19 protein-coding genes are annotated in these 20,833 nt (G+C 38.8%); 5 read left to right on the top strand and 14 right to left on the bottom strand.

Features of this window, described 5'->3' with window-relative positions; all coding sequences use genetic code 11:
• The first annotated feature begins 40 nt into the window (after positions 1–40).
• The gene (locus ADF68_RS09990; protein ID WP_049549688.1) at positions 41–340 is read left to right on the top strand and encodes a DUF1827 family protein; all 300 of its coding nucleotides are present in this window, start codon (positions 41–43) and stop codon (positions 338–340) included.
• A gap of 198 nt (positions 341–538) precedes the next feature.
• Positions 539–1,171 (top strand): GNAT family N-acetyltransferase, encoded by a 633-nt coding sequence (locus ADF68_RS09985; RefSeq protein ID WP_049549687.1) that lies wholly within the window; start codon positions 539–541, stop codon positions 1,169–1,171.
• A gap of 40 nt (positions 1,172–1,211) precedes the next feature.
• On the opposite strand, the gene metK is transcribed toward ADF68_RS09985, so the two are convergent.
• A complete protein-coding gene (gene metK, locus ADF68_RS09980) occupies positions 1,212–2,402 on the bottom strand; it encodes a methionine adenosyltransferase (RefSeq protein WP_049549686.1) in 1,191 nt (396 codons plus the stop codon).
• Between the two features lie 238 nt (positions 2,403–2,640).
• Entirely contained in the window at positions 2,641–3,339 is a 699-nt protein-coding gene (locus tag ADF68_RS09975; RefSeq protein WP_049549685.1) for a GntR family transcriptional regulator, read from the bottom strand.
• Between the two features lie 140 nt (positions 3,340–3,479).
• On the opposite strand from ADF68_RS09975, the gene guaA reads away from it, so the two are divergent.
• Positions 3,480–5,042, top strand: a complete 1,563-nt coding sequence (guaA, locus tag ADF68_RS09970) for a glutamine-hydrolyzing GMP synthase (protein ID WP_004253965.1) — start codon at positions 3,480–3,482, stop codon at positions 5,040–5,042.
• A gap of 81 nt (positions 5,043–5,123) precedes the next feature.
• Here guaA and ADF68_RS09965 read toward each other — a convergent pair whose 3' ends face one another.
• The 9 genes from ADF68_RS09965 to rpsO all read right to left on the bottom strand — a co-directional run bounded on the left by ADF68_RS09965 (position 5,124) and on the right by rpsO (position 13,331).
• Complete coding sequence (locus ADF68_RS09965; protein ID WP_049549684.1) at positions 5,124–5,303, bottom strand: hypothetical protein; 180 nt, start codon at positions 5,301–5,303, stop codon at positions 5,124–5,126.
• A gap of 66 nt (positions 5,304–5,369) precedes the next feature.
• Positions 5,370–6,935, bottom strand: coding sequence for a hypothetical protein (locus tag ADF68_RS09960; protein ID WP_049549683.1), 1,566 nt, complete (start codon positions 6,933–6,935; stop codon positions 5,370–5,372).
• Positions 6,936–7,110: 175 nt separating this feature from the next.
• Positions 7,111–7,305, bottom strand: coding sequence for a hypothetical protein (locus tag ADF68_RS11310; protein ID WP_049549682.1), 195 nt, complete (start codon positions 7,303–7,305; stop codon positions 7,111–7,113).
• A 174-nt stretch (positions 7,306–7,479) separates the two neighbouring features.
• Positions 7,480–8,823: a DEAD/DEAH box helicase gene (locus ADF68_RS09950; RefSeq protein WP_049549681.1), complete on the bottom strand. Its 1,344-nt coding sequence runs from the start codon at positions 8,821–8,823 to the stop codon at positions 7,480–7,482.
• 156 nt (positions 8,824–8,979) lie between these two features.
• The gene (locus ADF68_RS09945; protein ID WP_049549680.1) at positions 8,980–9,675 is read right to left on the bottom strand and encodes an alpha/beta hydrolase-fold protein; all 696 of its coding nucleotides are present in this window, start codon (positions 9,673–9,675) and stop codon (positions 8,980–8,982) included.
• Entirely contained in the window at positions 9,656–10,666 is a 1,011-nt protein-coding gene (locus ADF68_RS09940) for an ABC transporter substrate-binding protein (protein WP_049549679.1), read from the bottom strand. Before ADF68_RS09940 ends, ADF68_RS09945 begins: the two co-directional genes overlap by 20 nt.
• Positions 10,667–10,689: 23 nt before the next feature.
• Positions 10,690–11,445 (bottom strand): ABC transporter ATP-binding protein, encoded by a 756-nt coding sequence (locus tag ADF68_RS09935; RefSeq protein WP_049549678.1) that lies wholly within the window; start codon positions 11,443–11,445, stop codon positions 10,690–10,692.
• Between the two features lies 1 nt (position 11,446).
• Positions 11,447–12,493, bottom strand: a complete 1,047-nt coding sequence (locus tag ADF68_RS09930; protein WP_049549677.1) for a FecCD family ABC transporter permease — start codon at positions 12,491–12,493, stop codon at positions 11,447–11,449.
• A gap of 568 nt (positions 12,494–13,061) precedes the next feature.
• Positions 13,062–13,331 carry a 30S ribosomal protein S15 gene (gene rpsO / locus ADF68_RS09925; protein WP_001018251.1) on the bottom strand — a complete coding sequence of 90 codons (270 nt, stop codon included), beginning with the start codon at positions 13,329–13,331 and terminating at the stop codon, positions 13,062–13,064.
• A gap of 205 nt (positions 13,332–13,536) precedes the next feature.
• On the opposite strand from rpsO, the gene ADF68_RS09920 reads away from it, so the two are divergent.
• On the top strand, positions 13,537–13,947 hold the full coding sequence (locus ADF68_RS09920; protein WP_049549676.1) for a hypothetical protein: 411 nt from the start codon (positions 13,537–13,539) through the stop codon (positions 13,945–13,947).
• 295 nt (positions 13,948–14,242) lie between these two features.
• Positions 14,243–16,186, top strand: coding sequence for a threonine--tRNA ligase (gene thrS, locus ADF68_RS09915; protein ID WP_049549675.1), 1,944 nt, complete (start codon positions 14,243–14,245; stop codon positions 16,184–16,186).
• Positions 16,187–16,379: 193 nt separating this feature from the next.
• On the opposite strand, the gene ADF68_RS09910 is transcribed toward thrS, so the two are convergent.
• The 3 genes from ADF68_RS09910 to ADF68_RS09900 form a co-directional block, all read right to left on the bottom strand.
• Positions 16,380–17,429 carry a DUF389 domain-containing protein gene (locus ADF68_RS09910; RefSeq protein ID WP_049549674.1) on the bottom strand — a complete coding sequence of 350 codons (1,050 nt, stop codon included), beginning with the start codon at positions 17,427–17,429 and terminating at the stop codon, positions 16,380–16,382.
• 550 nt (positions 17,430–17,979) lie between these two features.
• A complete protein-coding gene (locus ADF68_RS09905) occupies positions 17,980–19,971 on the bottom strand; it encodes an ABC transporter permease (RefSeq protein WP_049549673.1) in 1,992 nt (663 codons plus the stop codon).
• Position 19,972: 1 nt separating this feature from the next.
• Positions 19,973–20,731, bottom strand: coding sequence for an ABC transporter ATP-binding protein (locus ADF68_RS09900; protein WP_049548648.1), 759 nt, complete (start codon positions 20,729–20,731; stop codon positions 19,973–19,975).
• Positions 20,732–20,833: the final 102 nt, after the last annotated feature.

Below are 20,833 nucleotides of genomic sequence, written 5' to 3'. Positions count from 1 at the left end.
AAAGTGCTATAATAGACATAGAAACACAGGAGGAAAGCCTATGAAGCTCATCAACACTACTAATTCTCACTCAAACCTTGTTAAAAGCCAACTAGAGAGTACCGACGCTACACTCGTAGAAGTCTACTCTGCAGGCAACACTGATGTTATCTTTACTCAGGCACCGCTTCATTATGAAATCCTCATTTCCAATAAACATCGTGCTATCCGCGAACAAGAAATTGAAAAAATCCAAGAATTTTTCTTGAATCGTAAGATCGACAAGCAAAATATCGATGAAGCTAATATCAAGACCCTCTACTCTGAAAAATTGATTGAAATCTCAATCCCAACAAAATAAAACTTAGCAATAATTGGACTACACTCTAAAAATTCTAACTTTTTAGAGTGTTCTTTGTCTGTCTGATCCGATATTCTAGAATCAGATTCAGTGTTACAGAGAGAGTTTTCTAACAATCTTTCAACTTACTAAGTTTGGCAATATTTTTGTAAAAACTCGGTTATTATAATTTACTAACAATAAAAAAGGAGCTCATAAATGGAGAACATAGTATACAGAAAAGCCAGGCTAGACGAATACCAAAAAATTGGAAAAGTAATAGCCGATAGCTTCTTTGACTATCCATTCTTAACTCTAATCATAGATGATCTCAAGAAACCTGAAAACTATCCTGCTTTTTTAGAACTCTTGGAAAGTCTCCTGACTCGCCTCTATATCAAAGAAGAGACCTGCTTAGTAGCTGAACAAGACGGAGAAATCCTAGCTGTCGCCTTATTACAACAAAATGATTTTTCCATCCTATCTTACTTGCTAAATGGTGTCATAAAACTATTTCGCTACATTAGCCCACGAAATTTTTTGAAGTATCTTGATCTAGTAGACCGTTCCGAAGAACATTTGAAAAAATCGAATAGCTTTGACTGGTATTTGATGCTCCTTGCAGTCAATTCATCCGTTAAAGGACAAGGTGTGGGCAGTGCTTTTCTTAGAGACGCAGTTGAGCCTTATGTCAAATCCAAGGGCTGCAAGCGCTTAAGGCTCATTACCAGTACAGAAAAAAATGTTCCATTCTATAAAAAGAATGATTATGTATTGCTAGATTTTATGGAGTTAGAGTACGGGACTAAGTCCATTGGTAACTGGGCTTTTTTGAAGAATATCGCTCAATAAATCATAACTAAAAAGGAGTTTAAATCAACTCCTTTTTACTTTATTTAACTGCTTCTTTCAAGGCATCAACCTTATCCAAGCGTTCCCATGGAAGGTCGATATCTGTACGTCCCATATGTCCATAAGCCGCTGTTTGACGGTAGATTGGACGTTTGAGGTCAAGCATTTGAATGATTCCTGCTGGACGAAGGTCAAAAATTTGACGCGCTGCTTTTTCAAGCTTGCTTTCCGCTACTGTACCAGTACCGAAGGTATCGATACGAACAGATACAGGTTGGGCTACACCAATTGCGTAAGCCAATTGTACTTCTGCTTTCTTAGCAAGGCCTGCAGCAACAATGTTTTTGGCAATATAGCGAGCTGCATAAGATGCTGAACGGTCAACCTTAGTCGCATCCTTACCAGAGAAAGCGCCACCACCGTGACGTGAGTAACCACCATAAGTATCTACGATGATCTTACGACCCGTCAAACCTGAGTCCCCTTGAGGACCTCCGATAACGAAACGACCTGTTGGATTGATGAAGAATTTAGTCTCATCGTCAAGATAAGAAGCTGGAATCACTTCTTTGATAACCTTGTTAATCACATCTTCATGAATTTGTTCATTGCTCACTTCTGGATCGTGTTGAGTTGAAATAACGACTGTATCCACGCGCACTGGCTGGTCATTTTCATCGTACTCAACAGTAACTTGAGATTTAGCATCTGGACGAAGGTAGCTAATTTCACCAGACTTACGAAGCTCTGCTAAACGACGAACCAACTTGTGGCTGAGTGAGATTGGCAATGGCATAAGTTCTTCAGTTTCATCCACCGCAAAACCAAACATGAGACCTTGGTCTCCAGCTCCAATCAAATCAAGTGGATCTTGATCCGCATTTCCACGAACTTCCAAGGCTTCATTAACACCTTGAGCGATATCTGGAGATTGCTCTACCAATGATGGATGAACTCCTACTGTTTCAGCTGAGAATCCATACTCAGTATTGGTATAACCGATCTCTGCAATGGTATCACGAACTACTCGGTTAATATCTACATAAGCAGTAGTTGAAATTTCACCAAAGACATGCACTGAACCAGTATAAACAGCTGTTTCAGCAGCAACGTGGGCTTCTGGATCTTGCTCTAAAATAGCATCCAAGATAGCATCTGAAATTTGGTCTGCAATCTTATCTGGGTGCCCCTCAGATACAGATTCAGACGTGAAAAGTTTACGTTCTGACATAAAAATGTCCCCCCTTAAAAAATATTCGTTATAGAGTTACAAAGAACTGGTAGGAAGAGTATTTGCAATCAATCCTGCCACCTTATCGGGACCATATAACCTAACTATTATAACACGAATCTTTGAAAAATACTCGTATGATTACTATTTTTATCAGAAGGAAAATGTTTTCTAATCCAAACCAAATAAAAAAAACTCTTAAAGTAGATCTGATTTTACTTCAAGAGTATTGTTAAAACTAATTATTTTCTAGATAAAACTCAAAACGTTCTCCGACGTATTGGCTCTTTACATACTCGAAAGCTGTACCATCATCAAAGTAAGACACCTGAGTCAGTCCTAATATAGCATGCCCTTTTTCGACCTCTAAGTAATAAGCAATTTTTTCCTTGGCTAGGCGGGCATAAATGGTCTGGTGAGATTTACCAATCCGATAACCATGTTTCTGCAAGGTTTGAAAGAAATGCTTGGTTACTTCTTCTTTCTTAAAATTTTTGATAAATTTCTCAGGAATAGAAGCCACCTCGTAGACTACAGGAACTTGATCTGCATAACGAACACGTTCCATCCGGATAATATTTTCAGTAGCCTTGATCCCTAATTTTTCAACTTCTTGCTCATTAGGGATCGTTCGACGATAGGAAATCAGATGACTCGATGGTGTTTTACCCTGAGCTTTTACAATCTCCGTAAAACTAGTCGTTCCACGCATTTTTTCCTGAACACGAGTACTAGAAACAAAGGTCCCGCTACCCACACGACGCTCCAAAACTCCTTCCTCGACCAAAAGGGAGATGGCTTGACGCAGGGTCATACGGCTAACTTCAAATTCCTCAGCTAAGTCTCGCTCACTTGGAAGTCTTTCCCCAATTTTCCAACTTCCCTCATCAATGTCTTTCTTGATTTGGTCGTGGATTTTCATATAAGCTGGTAACATGCTTGCTCACTTCTTTTCTTTATTTTTTCCATTGTACCCTATCTCATAGGGAAAAGTCAAACCGCACTTGTTTGGTTGGTAATTCTAACCCTTTTATGATAGAATATTCAAGAAGATATTTCTTTTAAGAAAGGGAAAAGATGAGCAACATTTCAACTGATTTGCAAGATGTCGAAAAGATCATCGTACTGGACTATGGTAGCCAGTACAACCAACTCATCTCACGTCGTATCCGTGAGATTGGTGTCTTTTCAGAACTAAAAAGTCACAAGATTTCGGCTGACGAAGTCCGCGCTATCAATCCTATCGGGATTGTACTTTCAGGTGGTCCAAACTCTGTTTACGAAGAAGGATCATTTGATATTGATCCAGAGATTTTTGAACTTGGAATTCCGATTTTGGGAATCTGCTATGGTATGCAGCTATTGACTCACAAGCTTGGTGGTAAGGTTGTTCCTGCTGGCGATGCTGGTAACCGTGAATACGGTCAATCAACATTGACTCACACAGAATCAGCTCTTTTTGCGGGTACTCCAGATGAGCAACTTGTCTTGATGAGCCATGGGGATGCTGTTACAGAAATTCCTGCTGATTTTGTTCGTACTGGAACTTCTGCTGACTGTCCTTACGCATCTATTGAAAATCCAGACAAGAAAATCTATGGTATCCAATTCCACCCTGAAGTTCGCCACTCAGTACACGGTTATGATATCCTCCGTAACTTTGCCTTGAACATCTGTGGTGCCAAAGGCGACTGGACAATGGATAACTTCATCGAGATGCAAATCAAACAAATCCGTGAGAAAGTTGGAGACAAACGTGTTCTCCTCGGACTTTCTGGTGGTGTTGACTCTTCTGTTGTTGGGGTTCTTCTCCAAAAAGCCATCGGGGATCAATTGATCTGTATTTTTGTAGACCACGGTCTTCTCCGTAAAGGTGAAGCTGACCAAGTTATGGATATGCTTGGTGGTAAGTTTGGTTTGAACATTGTCAAAGCAGATGCTGCCAAACGTTTCCTTGATAAATTGGCTGGTGTATCTGATCCTGAACAAAAACGGAAGATTATCGGTAACGAGTTTGTTTATGTCTTTGATGACGAAGCAAGCAAACTAACAGATGTGAAATTCCTTGCTCAAGGAACTCTTTATACTGACGTGATTGAGTCTGGTACCGATACTGCTCAAACCATCAAGTCTCACCACAACGTAGGTGGACTTCCAGAAGACATGCAGTTTGAACTCATCGAACCACTCAACACTCTTTACAAAGATGAAGTTCGTGCCCTTGGTACAGAACTTGGCATGCCAGACCACATCGTATGGCGCCAACCATTCCCAGGTCCAGGTCTTGCTATTCGTGTCATGGGTGAAATCACTGAAGAGAAACTTGAAACAGTTCGCGAATCAGACGCTATCCTTCGTGAAGAAATTGCTAAAGCAGGTCTTGACCGCGATATCTGGCAATACTTCACTGTTAACACTGGCGTTCGTTCAGTAGGTGTTATGGGAGATGGACGTACTTACGACTACACCATCGCTATCCGTGCTATCACTTCTATCGATGGTATGACAGCTGACTTCGCTAAGATCCCTTGGGAAGTCCTCCAAAAGATTTCTGTGCGCATCGTAAACGAAGTTGACCACGTTAACCGTATCGTCTACGATATCACAAGTAAACCACCTGCAACTGTTGAGTGGGAGTAGAGTAAATAAGTTAAAAAAGCCTAGAAATCAATGTTTCTAAGGCTTTTTGTTTTACTTTGGCAACATTTTACAACGAAAAAACTATTTTTCACTATCTAAACCCAATATCCTTTTAACATTTTTGGTACTTTCTATATACATACCTTTCTTAGACTCACTAACAATTCTGACATAATCACTATCATCTTCATCTAATTCGTAAACTCGGTATAAATCATTTTTATACTCAAATTCACAACTTAACTCTTTGTTCTGATTCATATCAACCTCATTAAACCATGTTCTTATTTATATATTTATTATAAAACTTCCTACTTTTTTAGCAAATTAATCGGATTTTAGATTTATTTTTCCTTTCACCATATCTGGTGTAAACTTCGATGTTATTTCATATTCAATTGTTCTAGGAATATTTTTAAATAATAGTTTAGAAGGAAATGCCATTGAAGTGTTATGTTTCAAATACTCAATATCAAATCTTAAAATATCAGATTCTGGTTTATCAAAATATCTGTATATAAATATATCGTTTAATGAATCTTTATAATAGTTTTTTTGGCTTTCATAACTAGATGTTCTATTATATGTTAGAAGTGGAGAAACATTTATTTCTTCTGACCGTAATAAGGGTTGCTGAGGATAATCATATGCGCAAACAGTATCAGTTTCTTCAATTTTAAATAGCATTTCTTCTATTTTAATTTCCTGTATCTCCTCTATTATATTTTCTCCTGGATACAATAAGTCATGTTGTTTCAAAAGACAACCTTTAGGTACAATTAGTTTAATATCAATATCTTCATCATATGTCTTACCTGTATTAGAAACCATTAACTCTATACATTCAATGTTATCCATGAATGTAAAATATTCTGTGTATTCATTGAATGATTTTATTTCCCAGTATAATTTTTTTAATAAAGAAAATCGGTTCCTTTCTTCATCGGTTCCAATATACGAAGGCGCACTTTTTCCGAAAGGCGTTGGCATTTGAAATTTATGTTTCTTCAAATTTCCTAAACACCAGAAATTCTCATGTAGTTTGATTTCCTCTTTGATTGCAAAATCGTTTGTGAGTTTTTTAAAATCATCACTAATAGTCACATCATCAGCTATTTTAGACAGAAAATTAACGTTATCTTCTTCATTTAGAGAAAGAGTTAACTTTTTAGTATTATTATCTACTTTAGTTGGAACCTCAGAAATAACAGTTTTATTTAATTCTTCAATATGGTCAATAATTTTCTTGTAGTTTTCATTTAAAAATTTTGACTCTAGTAAATTAAATTTTATAGGAACAGAACATTCGTCGGAAGATGTATTCTTATCTCTTATCGTTAAAAGAGGTTTTAATTGTTCATTTTGAAAAGTTTCTTTTTCATTAACTAAATTTAAAAAATATAATGTTAAATGATTTGTAAACTGACGTTTAAATTCACTTTTGTCCTTAACTGTAAAAAATATTCCTCTATCCTTATATCTTTCTTTGAAATTTTTTACAGCAGTAAATTGCTCCTCATTTATTTCTGAAGGAGTTATAGGAATATCTAGAAAATACATAAAAACTTGTTTTTTTGCTAATAACATCTCCTCAATTTCTTCTTCCGTTCCAGAACCATACCTATCTGTTGCAGTACCAAATCTTGTCCAAAATATAGCAACAGCTGCATCACAGTCCCTAACAATTTGCTTATTTAATAATTCCTGTGGTTTATCACCCGACTCAGGAAAACTATCCGTTGACCAATGCTTGACTGATACTTGTATATTATTCAAACTACCATAAAGTTTATTAAAATTATCAACAGCTTCTTTAATTAACTCAAGATAATCATTAACATCTCCGGGGCAAGAAATCAATAAATCGTAAACAGTCACTCCTTTTCTTGGCATCAATGCATCCTCCAATAACTTAATACAATATTACATAGTTTTATGTTTTGTATTAGATATACTTCTAAACAAAAACTGAAAATTTGACCTATTATAATTATAAATTAAAATAACAGTAAAATCAATTCATTTACTGTTATATAATTAGTTAGAAAAATAGAATTCACTTATCTATTTACCGCAATTTAATGCTATGCTGATTACCATTAAATCTACTCTTTCTGATATTATTATCACGCACCACTACTTTTCCAGTACTCAATTCTGACCCGATGACCAATATATGAAAGAGAGGAGAGAGACCGGTACACACATATATCAAATAAGCAATAACATTTATTTCACCAATCCCAGCAATAAAATCTTTCATTTACCTTCTCCTACAATCAACTTTTAATTTAAATATACTATAAACTTCAAAAAATTAAAAGAATGTTCTGATTAAACTTTAAGTTTTCCAATATCATCCACTTATGAATTCTGACAATCCCAGTGTAGAACTATAAAAAAACAGTAAAACCGACTTGGTTCTACTGTCTTATTTTTAAAATGTTTGGCGTTTGGCTTTACGTTCTGCACGTCCACGGGCACGACTTTCAGCACGCTTGGTTTTACGGCGTTTTTCATCGACGGCCCACTGGATTTTTTTCTTATAGCCTGGTTTGACTTTTTTCTTTTTCTTTTTAACCAAGCCAATCATTTCGATGTCCAGCTTTTCTTGTTTCTTCTCACGATTAGCACGGCGATCACGGTCATAAGTATCTTGGAATTCTCCGTCTTTGACCATCTTAGGCACAAACTTAATTCCTAATTTCTCTAACTCACGAATATCTGAGTCGTCACTAGGCTGGTAAAGGGTAATGGCTGTACCTGGCAGACCATTACGTCCAGTTCGTCCAACACGGTGGACAAAGAAGGACAAGTCTTGTGGAATAGCATCATTAATAACGTGACTGACACCTTCGATGTCAATCCCACGCGCAGCCAGGTCAGTTGCTACGATATACTCAAAATCAAGATTTTTGACCTGATTCATGATCCGTTTGCGTTCACGAGGTGCAATATCCCCATGGATCTTTGCCACCTTTAATCCTTGAGCTGTTAAGTATGTATGCAATTCATCCGCACGAGTTTTTGTATTGACAAAAATCATTGCTAAGTATGGCTGCATGACTTGAGTCAACTCATAAATCTGGGCATTCTTATCACGACCTTTAGTCGAAATCAACCAGTTATCAATGGTATCTGAGATAACTGTTTTGGTCTTGATTTTTTCCATAACTGGATTAGACAAGTATTTTTTCAAGAATGGTTGCAGTTTTTGTGGGATAGTCGCTGAAAAGACCATAAACTGTAAGTCTTTTGGAAGACTTCCTGCAATCTTATCAACTGTTTCCAAGAATCCCATATCCAAGGTCATGTCAGCTTCATCGACTACAAAGGTCTTAGCCTTGTGGATAGCCAAATCGCCTGATTTTACCAAATCATAGATACGACCTGGTGTTCCGATAACAATATGGGGCTGGTTACTTGCCAGTTTGTCAATCTGACGCGCCTTGTCTGTTCCACCAACGTAGTTAACGACACGTACTTCTACATCCGAGTGGCCTGCAATTTGACGAGCAGCTTGGTAAATCTGAGTCGCTAATTCACGACTTGGAGCTGTGATAACTGCCTGCACGCTATCGCTCTCTTCATCCAACTGTTGGAAAATTGGAAGCAAAAAGGTATGAGTTTTCCCTGAACCTGTTTTTGATTCACCAACCAAGTCACGACCTGCCAGGACAATAGGAATCAACTTATCTTGCACCTCTGTTGGAGTGGTAAACTTCAACTCCTCCAAGGCTTCCTCTATATATTTTTTAAACTTAAATTTCGTAAATGACATAATATCCTCGATTCTATCTATCTACTCATTATACCACATTTTGATACATTACAGTTAAACTTTCGGTTTAGATAATCACGTGGAAATTTCAAAATATACCCGAATAATGACAAGAAAAATACTCTCTGTCCATCCTAAACAAAGAGTATTAGATTTTTACGTAAGATTCCACTCTTTCCTTAGCCAATCACAAAAATGATGATAACGTTCCTTAAGAGCTTCATGATGCCCATAAGCATCAAATGTGCAATAAGTCGAAGGGACTTTCTCTGAAATCAGATCATGTAGATCTCTGGCATAAATAGGAGCCTTAGACAGACGATTGGAATGATTGGCACCTTCTGTCTGACCATTTTGCAAATAAATCAGGCTTTGGCTCTGTATCAGGTCATGTTCCCTACAAAAGTCTATAAAGTCTGGATACCAGAAAGAGCCACAGATAGAGAAGATACAGGTCGCAGGAAGATAACTACTATAGAGACTATAGACGGCAGCAAGACCACCCAGTGAATAACCACCATAAGCAATCCTACTTTCATCTATTAAGTAGTCTTTTTTTAGAGTTGTTAGAATTCCTTGAAAGAGCTTCTGATGGTATTGGTCTACCTTCCCACCAAGGTCTGGCGCTCCTTCTTTCAAAGCACTAGCTTTCCAAGGTGTAAAGTCATTCAGACGATTTTCTGGAATCAACCCCACTAAAATTACAGATTGGGATAGGTCTGATAAATAGTCCAATTGTCCATCATTTAAAAGAATCATTGGGTAGGCTTGTTGAGGATCATAGTTTGAAGGAAGACTGACCCTAACTCGAATCCCTTCCCAGTTAAACTCCTTATTTCTTGATAAAGTCATTGATCTTTTCAAGGGAATCAATCACTGCAGGACCGTAATCCATCAACTCATCGTAAGAGATCGTCATGATTTTTTGATTCTTAATTGCTGGGACATTTTCCAAAACAGCATTTGCCTTCATCAAATCCACTGCTTTTTCATCTAACTTTTGATTACGGTCACTAGTTACATAGATAATCAACTCTGGATCCATTGATACTAGATTTTCCAAGGTCAAACCAGAAGTTCCTGTTGCAACATTGGTATAACCAAGTTGGTTGAGCAAGCTTTCCTGAAGGGCTGACTTGTAGGCACCAAAGGTTTCATCATTGTAGGCCACCATAATCAAAGCCTTTTTCTTTTCACCCTGTGTTTCGGGGTTTGCTTTCTTAACCGCATCGATTTTAGCTTGTAATTGCTCTGCGTATTGATTCGCCTTGTCTTGGACATTGAAAATGGTACCAAGATTCTTCACATCTTCTACGATATTTCCCAAATCCTGTTGGATATTTGAAAGTGAAGCTTTTTGCGTATAAACAGGGATTTTATTTTCATTCCAAGCACTAATGGTTCCCATTGACTTTTCAGAAAACATCATGTTGCGGCCCATCAAGGCATCTGGTTCATAAGAAAGAACTGTTTCTTGTGAGACAGATTTTTTATCACCAATATGAGGGATGGCTTCAATTGCTTCCTTGTATTTACCAGTTACCGCATTATCAGGATTGAGCATACCGGCAATTTTATCCTTCAAACCGAGTTCAAGCAGGATTTCAGTTGTTGAGAGGTTGTTGGTGATGACCTTTTCAGGTGCCTTTTCAAATACTTGTTCGACTTCGTTTCCTTTAGCATCATAAGTTTTGATAGTTACAGGATAGCTGGTTTCTGTATTAGCTTTTTGACTAGCTTCTGTTGTAGCTGGTGCCGTTGCTGTTTCTTTAGATGCGTTACCACAAGCTGCCAAAGATAAGGTAGCTACTGTTACAAGTAAAATACTAAGTGTTTTTTTCATGTTTTTATTTTCCTTTTTAATTTTTATAAATAGTGAATCATGGCTTGCTGATCTTCTGTCCAAGTTACCTTACTTTGAACGCCATAGACAGTCTGTAATGACTCGGGTGTGATGGTCTCTTTTGGAGTACCTTGGTAAACAATCTCCCCTTCTTTCATGAGGTAGAGATAGTCTGAATAGCGACAAGCCAGCTGAATATCATGCAAGACAGCTAGCACATTGATTTGAAGATTTTTGACAATGGTCAATAAGTCTAGCTGATACTTGATATCCAAATGATTGGTCGGTTCATCTAAGAGCAAGAGGTTCGGCTCTTGGGCCAAGGCGCGTGCTAACAAAACCCGCTGCTTCTCTCCTCCTGACAAAGAAGAGTAGAGTCGATTTCTCTTCTCAAGAAGATCTACCTTGACCAAAGCATCCTCAACCAAAGCAAAGTCTCTGTCTTTTTCCTTTTGTAAGAAAGAGAGATGGGGAGTTCTACCCAGCATGACAATCTCCTCAACCGTACAATCAAACTGGAGTTGATTAAACTGCGTGATAACTGCCATCTGCTTTGCCGTTTCTTTGACGCTCATTTGGTCTAGAGGCTTCCCATCTAAAGAAATCAAGCCCTGATTCGGCTTTTCCTGTCGATAGAAGAGTTTCAGCAAGCTGGTCTTTCCACTTCCATTTGGTCCCAAAATAGTATGAAATTGGTTTCCCTCAAGTTTAAGTGAGACTCCTTTGAGAATCTTTTTTTCTCCGATTCCAAAGTGAATATCCTGGCACATTAAGTCCATATCAGACTCTCACCTCCCTTCGTCTACTTGCAACCATGTAGATAAAGAAAGGTGCACCTACTAGGGCTGTGAAAATTCCAATCGGTAGTTCAGCATTTTGAATCAAAACGCGAGCAAAGACATCTGCCCAGACGACAAAGAGGGCGCCTAGTAAGGTTGCAATTGGAAAAAGCCTTTTGTAATTTGTTCCTACCAAACTTCGGGCCAAATGTGGTGTAATCAAACCGACAAAACCGATGATCCCACAAGTTGAAACTAGGACTGCCGTCATCACAGCTACAATCGTCACATAGAGATACCAATAAAAACGCAAGGGAATTCCCAAAGTCAAAGCCGCCTCATCTCCCATCATCATGGCATTGAAAACACGATATTGGGTAGAGAAAAATAAAAAAGCGATTCCTACGATTATAGTTGGTAACGTTAAGTGTCCCCAAGAGGTTCCCGCTAAGGAACCCATTGTCCAAAACTTGATGGTCATAACGCTATCAGCATTGGCACCAATAGAGATAATAAAGTTTGAAAAAGCCAAAAATAGGGCATTCACAACCGTTCCTGATAAAATCAGGCTGGAAGTTGTCATCCTGCCTTGCATGGAAGCAATCAGAAGGACTGCAAGTGTTGCTAAAATCGCGCCAATGAAAGAACCAAGTCCAATCATGACTTTAAAACCAAGAATGATACTCAAAGTCGCGCCAAAGGTTGCCCCGGCAGAAATACCTAACACATATGGTTCTGCGATTGGATTGTTGACAGTTGACTGCATGACACTACCACACATGGAAAGGCCAGCACCAACTATCAAACCAAGAAAAACCCGGGGTAACCTCATATTCCAAACAATAGCAAGTGTAGATTTTGAAAGGTCTCCTATATCCAACGGAGCTCCCATCTTACTCAATATAATCCGATAGGTATCACTCAAACTAATTTGAACTGAACCCATAGAAACAGCCAAAAATAGAGAAACTCCCAAAGTTCCGAGCAACAGAGATAGGAGAAAAACATACCGCAGGTTTTGATGGCTTCCAGAAGATTTGGAAATCATAAAACTCTCCCTTAATAAAATTAAAAATTTAGACAATTTTCATAAATAGTATACCACATTTCTAAATCAGGAACAAGGCTAGAAAAAAGCACACAAAAAAGCCCTCTGAAGTCAGAGGGCTGATTTGATCATGGGCTAAAATCCTAGTGAAAAATATGAAACTCCTTGTGTTCATCGAACACTGTGTCCTTTCCCTATTTTCATACGGATTTTTAACGCCCTTAGCATCATGATTCTTGCTGGATAAAACGTTTATAGACTAGGCGGCAAGCCGAAGATTGTACAAAAATTTTAGTGAAACAAAAAAATCTCCCCGAAGGGAGATCATTCTGGTTTATTTTACCTTACAGTGCTAGGAACCGTAACCGAAGATTATACTTGAGTATATCGAGGTAAGGTGACAAAAATAAAAAAAGCTACTCAACTAGAGTAGCCTTACTTTCAAGATATGCTCAATTGAACACGGCCTAAGCACTTGGCAAAAAAGATAAAATCTCCTAGAAACTGAAGTTTCTTCGTCAATTTTCCTATTTTTGCTTTGTGCTTTTGACGGCCTTTGTATCTTGAATTAGCGACGAAGTCCTAGAGAGTTGATCAACTCACGGTAACGGTTAACGTCGTTTTTACGCAAGTATGCAAGCAAGTTACGACGGCGACCGATTTTCTTCATCAATCCACGGTAAGTAGCGTGGTCTTTTTTATGTTGTTTGATGTGTTCGTTAAGGTGGTTGATTTCCCAAGTAAGGACAGCAACTTGAACCTCTACTGAACCTGTATCACCTTCGTGACGTGCATATTGTGCAATGATTTCATTTTTTTTCTCTTTTGAGATTGCCATGATGTTTCTCCTTTTTATTTGGCTTCATCCGAGTGACAGGTTGGCATGCCTGTAACCAAGAAGAAGTTATTTGTCCTTACGACAATTTCTATTTTACCAATAACTAAGTTCTTTGTCAACTGATTTACTATTCTTACCGCAAAAGTGCTATAATAGTTATAGGAAGGATATCTAAGTTGACATCTTGAAAAGAGAGGTGATTCCCATGCGTAAATTCTCGCATTATCTCCCTTACTATCTGGTCATATTTTTCTTTTATTGGCCACTTTATGAGCTGTTATTATGGACTATTACTGAAAACTATATCTTGAAGGAGCTCACCATCGGCAACGTTATTATCTTCTCTCCACTGGTGACTTTCATAGTATCACTATTCTACTCTTATCGTTTCAAGTTCTCAGTTTGGTGGTTAATTGGAGTTGGCTTGCTCTTTTGCTTTACCATCATTACTTTCGGAGAATTTATCCTTCTCTACTTCCTAGCCTATGAAATCTTTGCCCTCGCGGGTATGGCTTCTGGTCTTGGAATCAAGTATCTTCTACAAAAAAGAAATACAAAAAAGAAAAAACAAAAAACTTTCACAAAATCCTTGAAAAATCTCACAATCATGCTATAATAATGCATAGAGACAAGTCACTTAGCCCCTTTCTACCAGAGAGTGCGTGGTTGCTGAGAACGCATAGGAAGCCTAAACTGATACTACTCTACTGACTTTTATGCAAACATAAAACGGTGGCCACGTTAGAGCCAATCAGAGGTGTCCCTCTTTTTTGAGGAACATAAATGAAGGTGGAACCACGTTGCGACGTCCTTTTTAGGATGTCGCTTTTTGTTTTTCTTGATTTAAGACTGCAAAATAGGGAAACACCTCTGCTTTATAAATAATGGATAACCAATATAAGGAGAAAATCATGATTAACATTACTTTCCCAGATGGCGCTGTTCGTGAATTCGAATCTGGCGTTACAACTTTTGACATTGCCCAATCCATCAGCAATTCTTTGGCTAAAAAAGCTCTTGCTGGTAAATTTAACGGCAAACTCATTGACACAACTCGTGCTATCACTGAAGATGGGAGCATCGAAATCGTGACACCTGATCACGAAGATGCTCTTCCAATCTTGCGTCACTCAGCGGCTCACTTATTTGCCCAAGCTGCTCGTCGCCTCTTCCCAGACATTCACTTGGGTGTTGGTCCAGCTATCGAAGATGGTTTCTACTACGATACAGACAACCAAGCGGGTCAAATCTCTAACGAAGACCTTCCTCGTATCGAAGAAGAAATGAAGAAAATCGTGAAAGAAAACTTCCCATCTATTCGTGAGGAAGTGACTAAAGATGAAGCGCGTGAAATTTTCAAAAACGATCCATACAAATTGGAATTGATTGAAGAGCACTCAGAAGATGAGGGTGGTTTGACCATCTACCGTCAAGGTGAATATGTAGACCTTTGCCGTGGCCCACACGTCCCATCAACAGGTCGCATCCAAATCTTCCACCTTCTCAACGTAGCTGGTGCCTACTGGCGTGGAAATAGCGACAATGCCATGATGCAACGGATCTACGGTACAGCTTGGTTTGACAAGAAAGACTTGAAGAACTACCTTCAAATGCGTGAAGAAGCTAAGGAACGTGACCACCGTAAACTTGGTAAAGAGCTTGATCTCTTCATGATTTCTCAAGAGGTTGGTCAAGGACTTCCATTCTGGTTGCCAAATGGTGCGACTATCCGTCGTGAATTGGAACGCTACATTGTTGACAAGGAGTTGGCTTCTGGCTACCAACACGTTTACACTCCACCACTTGCTTCTGTTGAGCTTTACAAGACTTCTGGTCACTGGGATCATTACCAAGAAGATATGTTCCCAACTATGGACATGGGTGACGGGGAAGAATTTGTCCTTCGTCCAATGAACTGTCCACACCACATCCAAGTCTTTAAACACCATGTTCACTCATACCGTGAATTGCCAATCCGTATCGCTGAAATTGGGATGCAGCACCGCTATGAAAAATCTGGTGCCCTCACAGGGCTTCAACGTGTACGTGAAATGTCACTTAATGACGGTCACCTCTTTGTGACTCCAGAACAAATCCAAGAAGAATTCCAACGTGCCCTTCAGTTGATTATCGATGTTTACGGAGACTTCAACCTAAACGAGTACCGTTTCCGCCTTTCTCTTCGTGACCCTCAAGATACTCACAAGTACTTTGATAACGATGAAATGTGGGAAAATGCCCAAACCATGCTTCGTGCTGCCCTTGATGAGATGGGCGTTGACTACTTTGAAGCTGAAGGGGAAGCAGCCTTCTACGGACCAAAATTGGATATCCAGGTTAAGACTGCCCTTGGAAAAGAAGAAACCCTCTCTACTATCCAGCTTGACTTCTTGCTCCCAGAACGCTTCGACCTTAAATATATCGGAGCTGATGGTGAAGAACACCGTCCAGTTATGATTCACCGTGGGGTTATCTCAACTATGGAACGCTTCACAGCTATCTTGATTGAGAACTACAAGGGTGCCTTCCCAACATGGCTTGCGCCACACCAAGTAACCCTCATCCCAGTATCTAACGAAAAACACGTGGACTACGCTTGGGAAGTAGCTAAGAAACTCCGTGACCGTGGTGTCCGTGCTGATGTCGATGAACGCAATGAAAAAATGCAGTTCAAGATCCGTGCTTCACAAACTCAAAAGATTCCTTACCAATTAATCGTTGGAGACAAGGAAATGGAAGAGAAGGCTGTAAACGTTCGTCGTTATGGTCAAAAAGAAACAGAAACCATGCCGGTAGATGCATTTGTAGAATTGATTCTTACAGACATCGCTAACAAATCACGAGTTGAAAAATAAACGATAAAACCTGGGATAAAAATTCCAGCTAAATAAAGAAGCAACAACTGAAAACGTTGTTGCTTCTTTATTTAGCCTGAGCTAGTAGTGATTGGGCAAATCACCACAAATGGTAGCCTCATCAACAATCCTTTCTATCCATTAACTTTTGGATATAGGATTTGCTTCCATGAGTTAGATAAGGTCAATATCCTCAATCCTTGTCTGCCTCATTTTCTTTTACGAGGTCTTTTTGTGAATCTTTTTCAGAGAGTTTTTGATCGATATACTGGTTAATTATTTCGTAAAATTCCTTGGTCGTCTCACTATCTAATTTTGTCGAATTATGGACTTGATTGACTTTTAATTGAACAGATTGAATACCGTAAGAGGCTTGTTTTTGGCGGATGGTTTCTAATTCTTCTTCTGAAATCGGATCTCCAACAACTGTCAAGACCAATTCATTGTTCCTTGACTTGTAGACTTGATTAATGACCGTGTGATTGGCGAACTCTTTTACTACAAACTGTTTGATTCCTTCTTTTCGCGCTTGATCTATCGTCAGAGTGACTGCTGAATAACTGGCTGGAAGAACCAATAATACAATCAAGGATATCAAGCCAATTTTCATTTTAATATTTAGCTCTTTAAATGAACTTAAGGGAGATTTTCTCATCAAAATTCTTGTTCCAACAATGTTGGCTAGCATGATAAAGACACAGTTGATCAAGAAAAGATAGAGAGCCCCAAATAAAAATCGTACATTTCCATTAGCTAAACCATAGCCTGCAGTACAGATAGGTGGCATTAGAGCTGTCGCAATGGCTACTCCTGGCACGATATTGTTTGCTTCTTTTTCCCTTGATCCAATTACACCTGCTATCCCACCAGCAATAGCAATGAGAACATCCCAAATGGTTGGAGAGGTTCGTGCAATCAGTTCGCTACTTGCATAAGATAAGGGAGAAATCCAGAAATACAAAGTCGAGACAAGCAAACTGACCAATACTTGAGTAAATAAAACCTCTAGAGATTGTTTGATTAAACGGGTATCAAAAATAGCTAAACCAAAACCCAGTCCAACAATCGATGTCATAAGAGGGGAAATCAGCATGGCTCCAATAATGACAGCTGTTGAATTCATATTTAGACCTATAGAGGCAATAAAAATCGCACACATCAAAATCAGTGTATCTCTTAATCGAACATGAAGGTCATCATATAGTTTCTCGCGGAATTCACGTGTTGAATAGTTTCCGGACATTGGTTACTCCTTTTATTTCATATAATCTTGTTTCTGCATGGATGATGGTCGAGAGACTTCTGTCCAAACTGACATGGTTTTAATTCTTAGCTGTGATTCTTTTGAACATTATCTTTTAAATATCCATCAGTCCATCCTACATATTATATCAAAAATTTTACAGTCTTTCTCTGAGCAAATCAATTAATTTAAAAGATAGAGAAAGGAAGAAATTATTGTATCCTTATCCGAAGAAGAAGAAGAAAAACGATATCTCCTCTGAAAGTAGATACCGTTTTAATGTTTAAATATGATGAGTTTGTAGCATCAATCCTAGCTGATATCGCCAACAAATCACGTGTTGAGAAATAAGAGATAAAACCTGGGACAAAAGTCCTAGCCTCTCAATTGTCTTTGGATTGTCGAGCAAGACGTAGTGGTTGAGTGGGCTCTACTACGCTGATTTCATCAGCTTTTACAGCCCTACTCAACTGTGCGGAGGTGGGACGACGAAATCGAATTCTAACGAATTAACGATTTCTGTCCCACTCTCTTTTTGATGTTTCTGTTTTTACATTTGAACAATTCTACGATAGCTTCTTGAAGTAATCATAAAGATAAGTACGTAGATGAGGGCAAAGATACCACAGATAGAAAGTGTTACACTTAACATCATGGCGGTATCCACGACGCCAATAACCTTAAGAATCAAACTCAACATATGATAAGCAAAAGCCAGATGAAGAAAGGCGAAGATTACAGGGAGGAAGAAAACAGTCAAGACCTGCTTGTTGATGGTTTGCTTGATTTGTTTGTGGTCCAAGCCAACTTTTTGCAGGATGACAAAGCGTTCACGGTCTTCATAACCTTCTGAGATTTGTTTATAGTAGATAACGAGTACAGTTCCAATCATAAAGATGATAGATAGGAAAATACCAATAAAGAGAACTCCTCCAAAGAGAGCATTCATTTGGGCAATTGCGTCACTTGCAGTGCCTCCACCATATACCATACCGTCTTCATTTTTGAGATTATGACTAAAATTATTTGCAAACTCCTCAAAATCATCAGATAGCTTTAACTGTTCCTCTAGACTAGCTGTTACATCCATACCACCGTAGAGCTGTGTGTATATAGCTGAATCCTGGTATTGTTCCAAAAAGCTTTGAATATCAGCTACTACAAGATAGTTATAATCCGATACCAATAGTACATAAGGATTGGAAACATGATTGGCAATAAAATCCTGCTGGATTGCTTCCTTGATCGTATAGTTCTGATTGTTTAGACTAAATGCTTTCTGTCCTTTAAGTTGGTCATTTCGAGCCCAAAGCCCTACTTCATCTCCAGTGAGATTTAATTTCTGACCAGTCATCTTTTCGTAATCTTTTTGGTCGAAAACTAAGAAGACAGTCTTGGGCATAACACTATTTTGCCCTTTTTCAAAGATGGTTAATTTGGTCCCGTCTTGACTCGAAAGACCGAAACTTGCATAACTGAGAACATCCTTAGTGCTGATGGTTAGGTTCTTTTCGCTAGCGTATTGAGTCAAAAGCTTGTCTAAATCCTCAACTTCTACATGTTGCCCCTTGACTTCAAAATCGTGAGGATATAGGAGTTTTTTCATGTTTTCAGAACCGTTGTAGATACTGGTTGCTGCCGACATGGTGATTAAAACCATAGTTGAAAGGATGGCAATGGTTGCTAATCCGACAGCATTTTTCTTCATACGGAAGATGAGGTTAGAAACAGAGATGAGGTTGTTGGGTTGGTAGTAATATCTCTTGTTTTTCTTGAGCAACTGCAAGAAGACTGTAATACCAGCATTGAATAAGAGATAGGTTCCCACAATAACTAACATAACCGCAATAAAGAAAGTAGCGACAGCTTTGAAAGCATCTGTTACGCTTAGTGCTAAGTAGTAGCCACCACCTAGAGTAATTAGCCCTACTAAAGTTTGAAGGACTAGGAAACGCCCTTTCTTTTCACCTTTTGATTTCTCACGAGAGAGTTGGAGGGCATCCATACGGATAATGCGGATAGCATTTAGGAAGACAAGGACTAAAAAGACAAGTCCAAATACTAGAAGGATAGAAAAAACAACGGACCATTGGAAGGTTGCAACTAACTCTACCTTCATCTTTGCAAGTTTGAGCAATAAGGCAAAGATGAGATTGTCAAAGAGGGCACCAATCCCAATACCAGCAGTCACTGTTACCAGACCAAAAATTAAGAGTTCCTTGAAGGTCATACCAATCAAATGGCGTTTCTCTAAGCCCAACATGCCATATACACCCAGTTCTTTGGACCGATTTTTCATGACAAAACTGTTGGCATAAAGCACGATAATGGCAGATGCAAGTGTCACTACGACAAGCCCTAGTTGTAGGGTAAATTGTATAGCGGATGCACCACGCAAATCCACAATTTTAGGATTAAAGGCTAGGGAATAAAAGAGATAGCTAATAGTGACTGCCAAAATGACAGACAGAGCAAAAGGATAATAGAGTTTGCGGTTTTTGATTAAGTTGGATATGGCCAACTTATTGGTTAATCGAAACATACTAGTTCACCTCACTTGCCATAACAGTCAAGGTATCAGAGATTTCTTGGAACATCTGACGATCCGTTTTTTCACCACGGTAGATTTGATTATAGAGAATGCCGTCCTTGATGAAAAGGACACGTTTCGCACGGCTAGCCGCAGCTGTCGAGTGGGTTACCATGAGAATGGTTTGCCCTTGCTCATTGATCTGATCAAAGATATCAAGGAGGGCAGCAGATGACTTAGAGTCTAGGGCACCTGTTGGCTCGTCCGCAAGGAGAATTTCTGGTTCTGTGATAATGGCCCGTGCAACTGCAACCCTTTGTTTTTGCCCTCCAGAGATTTCATAAGGGTACTTCTCCTGCAATTGATTGATGCCAAGATTTTCGGCCGTCACGACCAATTTTTTCATCATTTCTGTTATAGGCTTTCTAGACAATACCAAAGGGAGTAAGATATTGTCTTTAACAGAAAGCGTATCTAACAAATTGAAGTCTTGGAAGACAAAACCTAACTTTTCACGACGGAAGCTTGATGCTTCAGTATTTTTAATGGTAGCTGTGTCAGTTCCATTTAGGAAGACCTGACCACGAGTTGGTTTGTCAAGCATGGCGAGAATATTGAGTAGGGTTGATTTCCCAGAACCAGACTCACCCATGATAGCGACGTAGTCGCCTTTTTCAACTGTAAAGTGAATATCTTTCAGGGCTTCTACTTGGTTGCCTTGAAAGCGAGTTTTATAAATCTTTTGAACGTGTTTTACATCTAATACTGTCATTTTAACTTCTCCTTTTTAATATCCCATTAATTGAAACTGAGCTTGCATCATTTCGATGCCGATTTGAACTCGCTCGATATCCTTTGGACTCGGCTTACTTGT

Source organism: Streptococcus pseudopneumoniae (assembly GCF_001068775.1).
Lineage (GTDB): Bacteria > Bacillota > Bacilli > Lactobacillales > Streptococcaceae > Streptococcus > Streptococcus pseudopneumoniae_N.
Note: the sequence above shows the minus strand (reverse complement) of the source record. Positions and strands in the feature narration are given on the sequence as shown.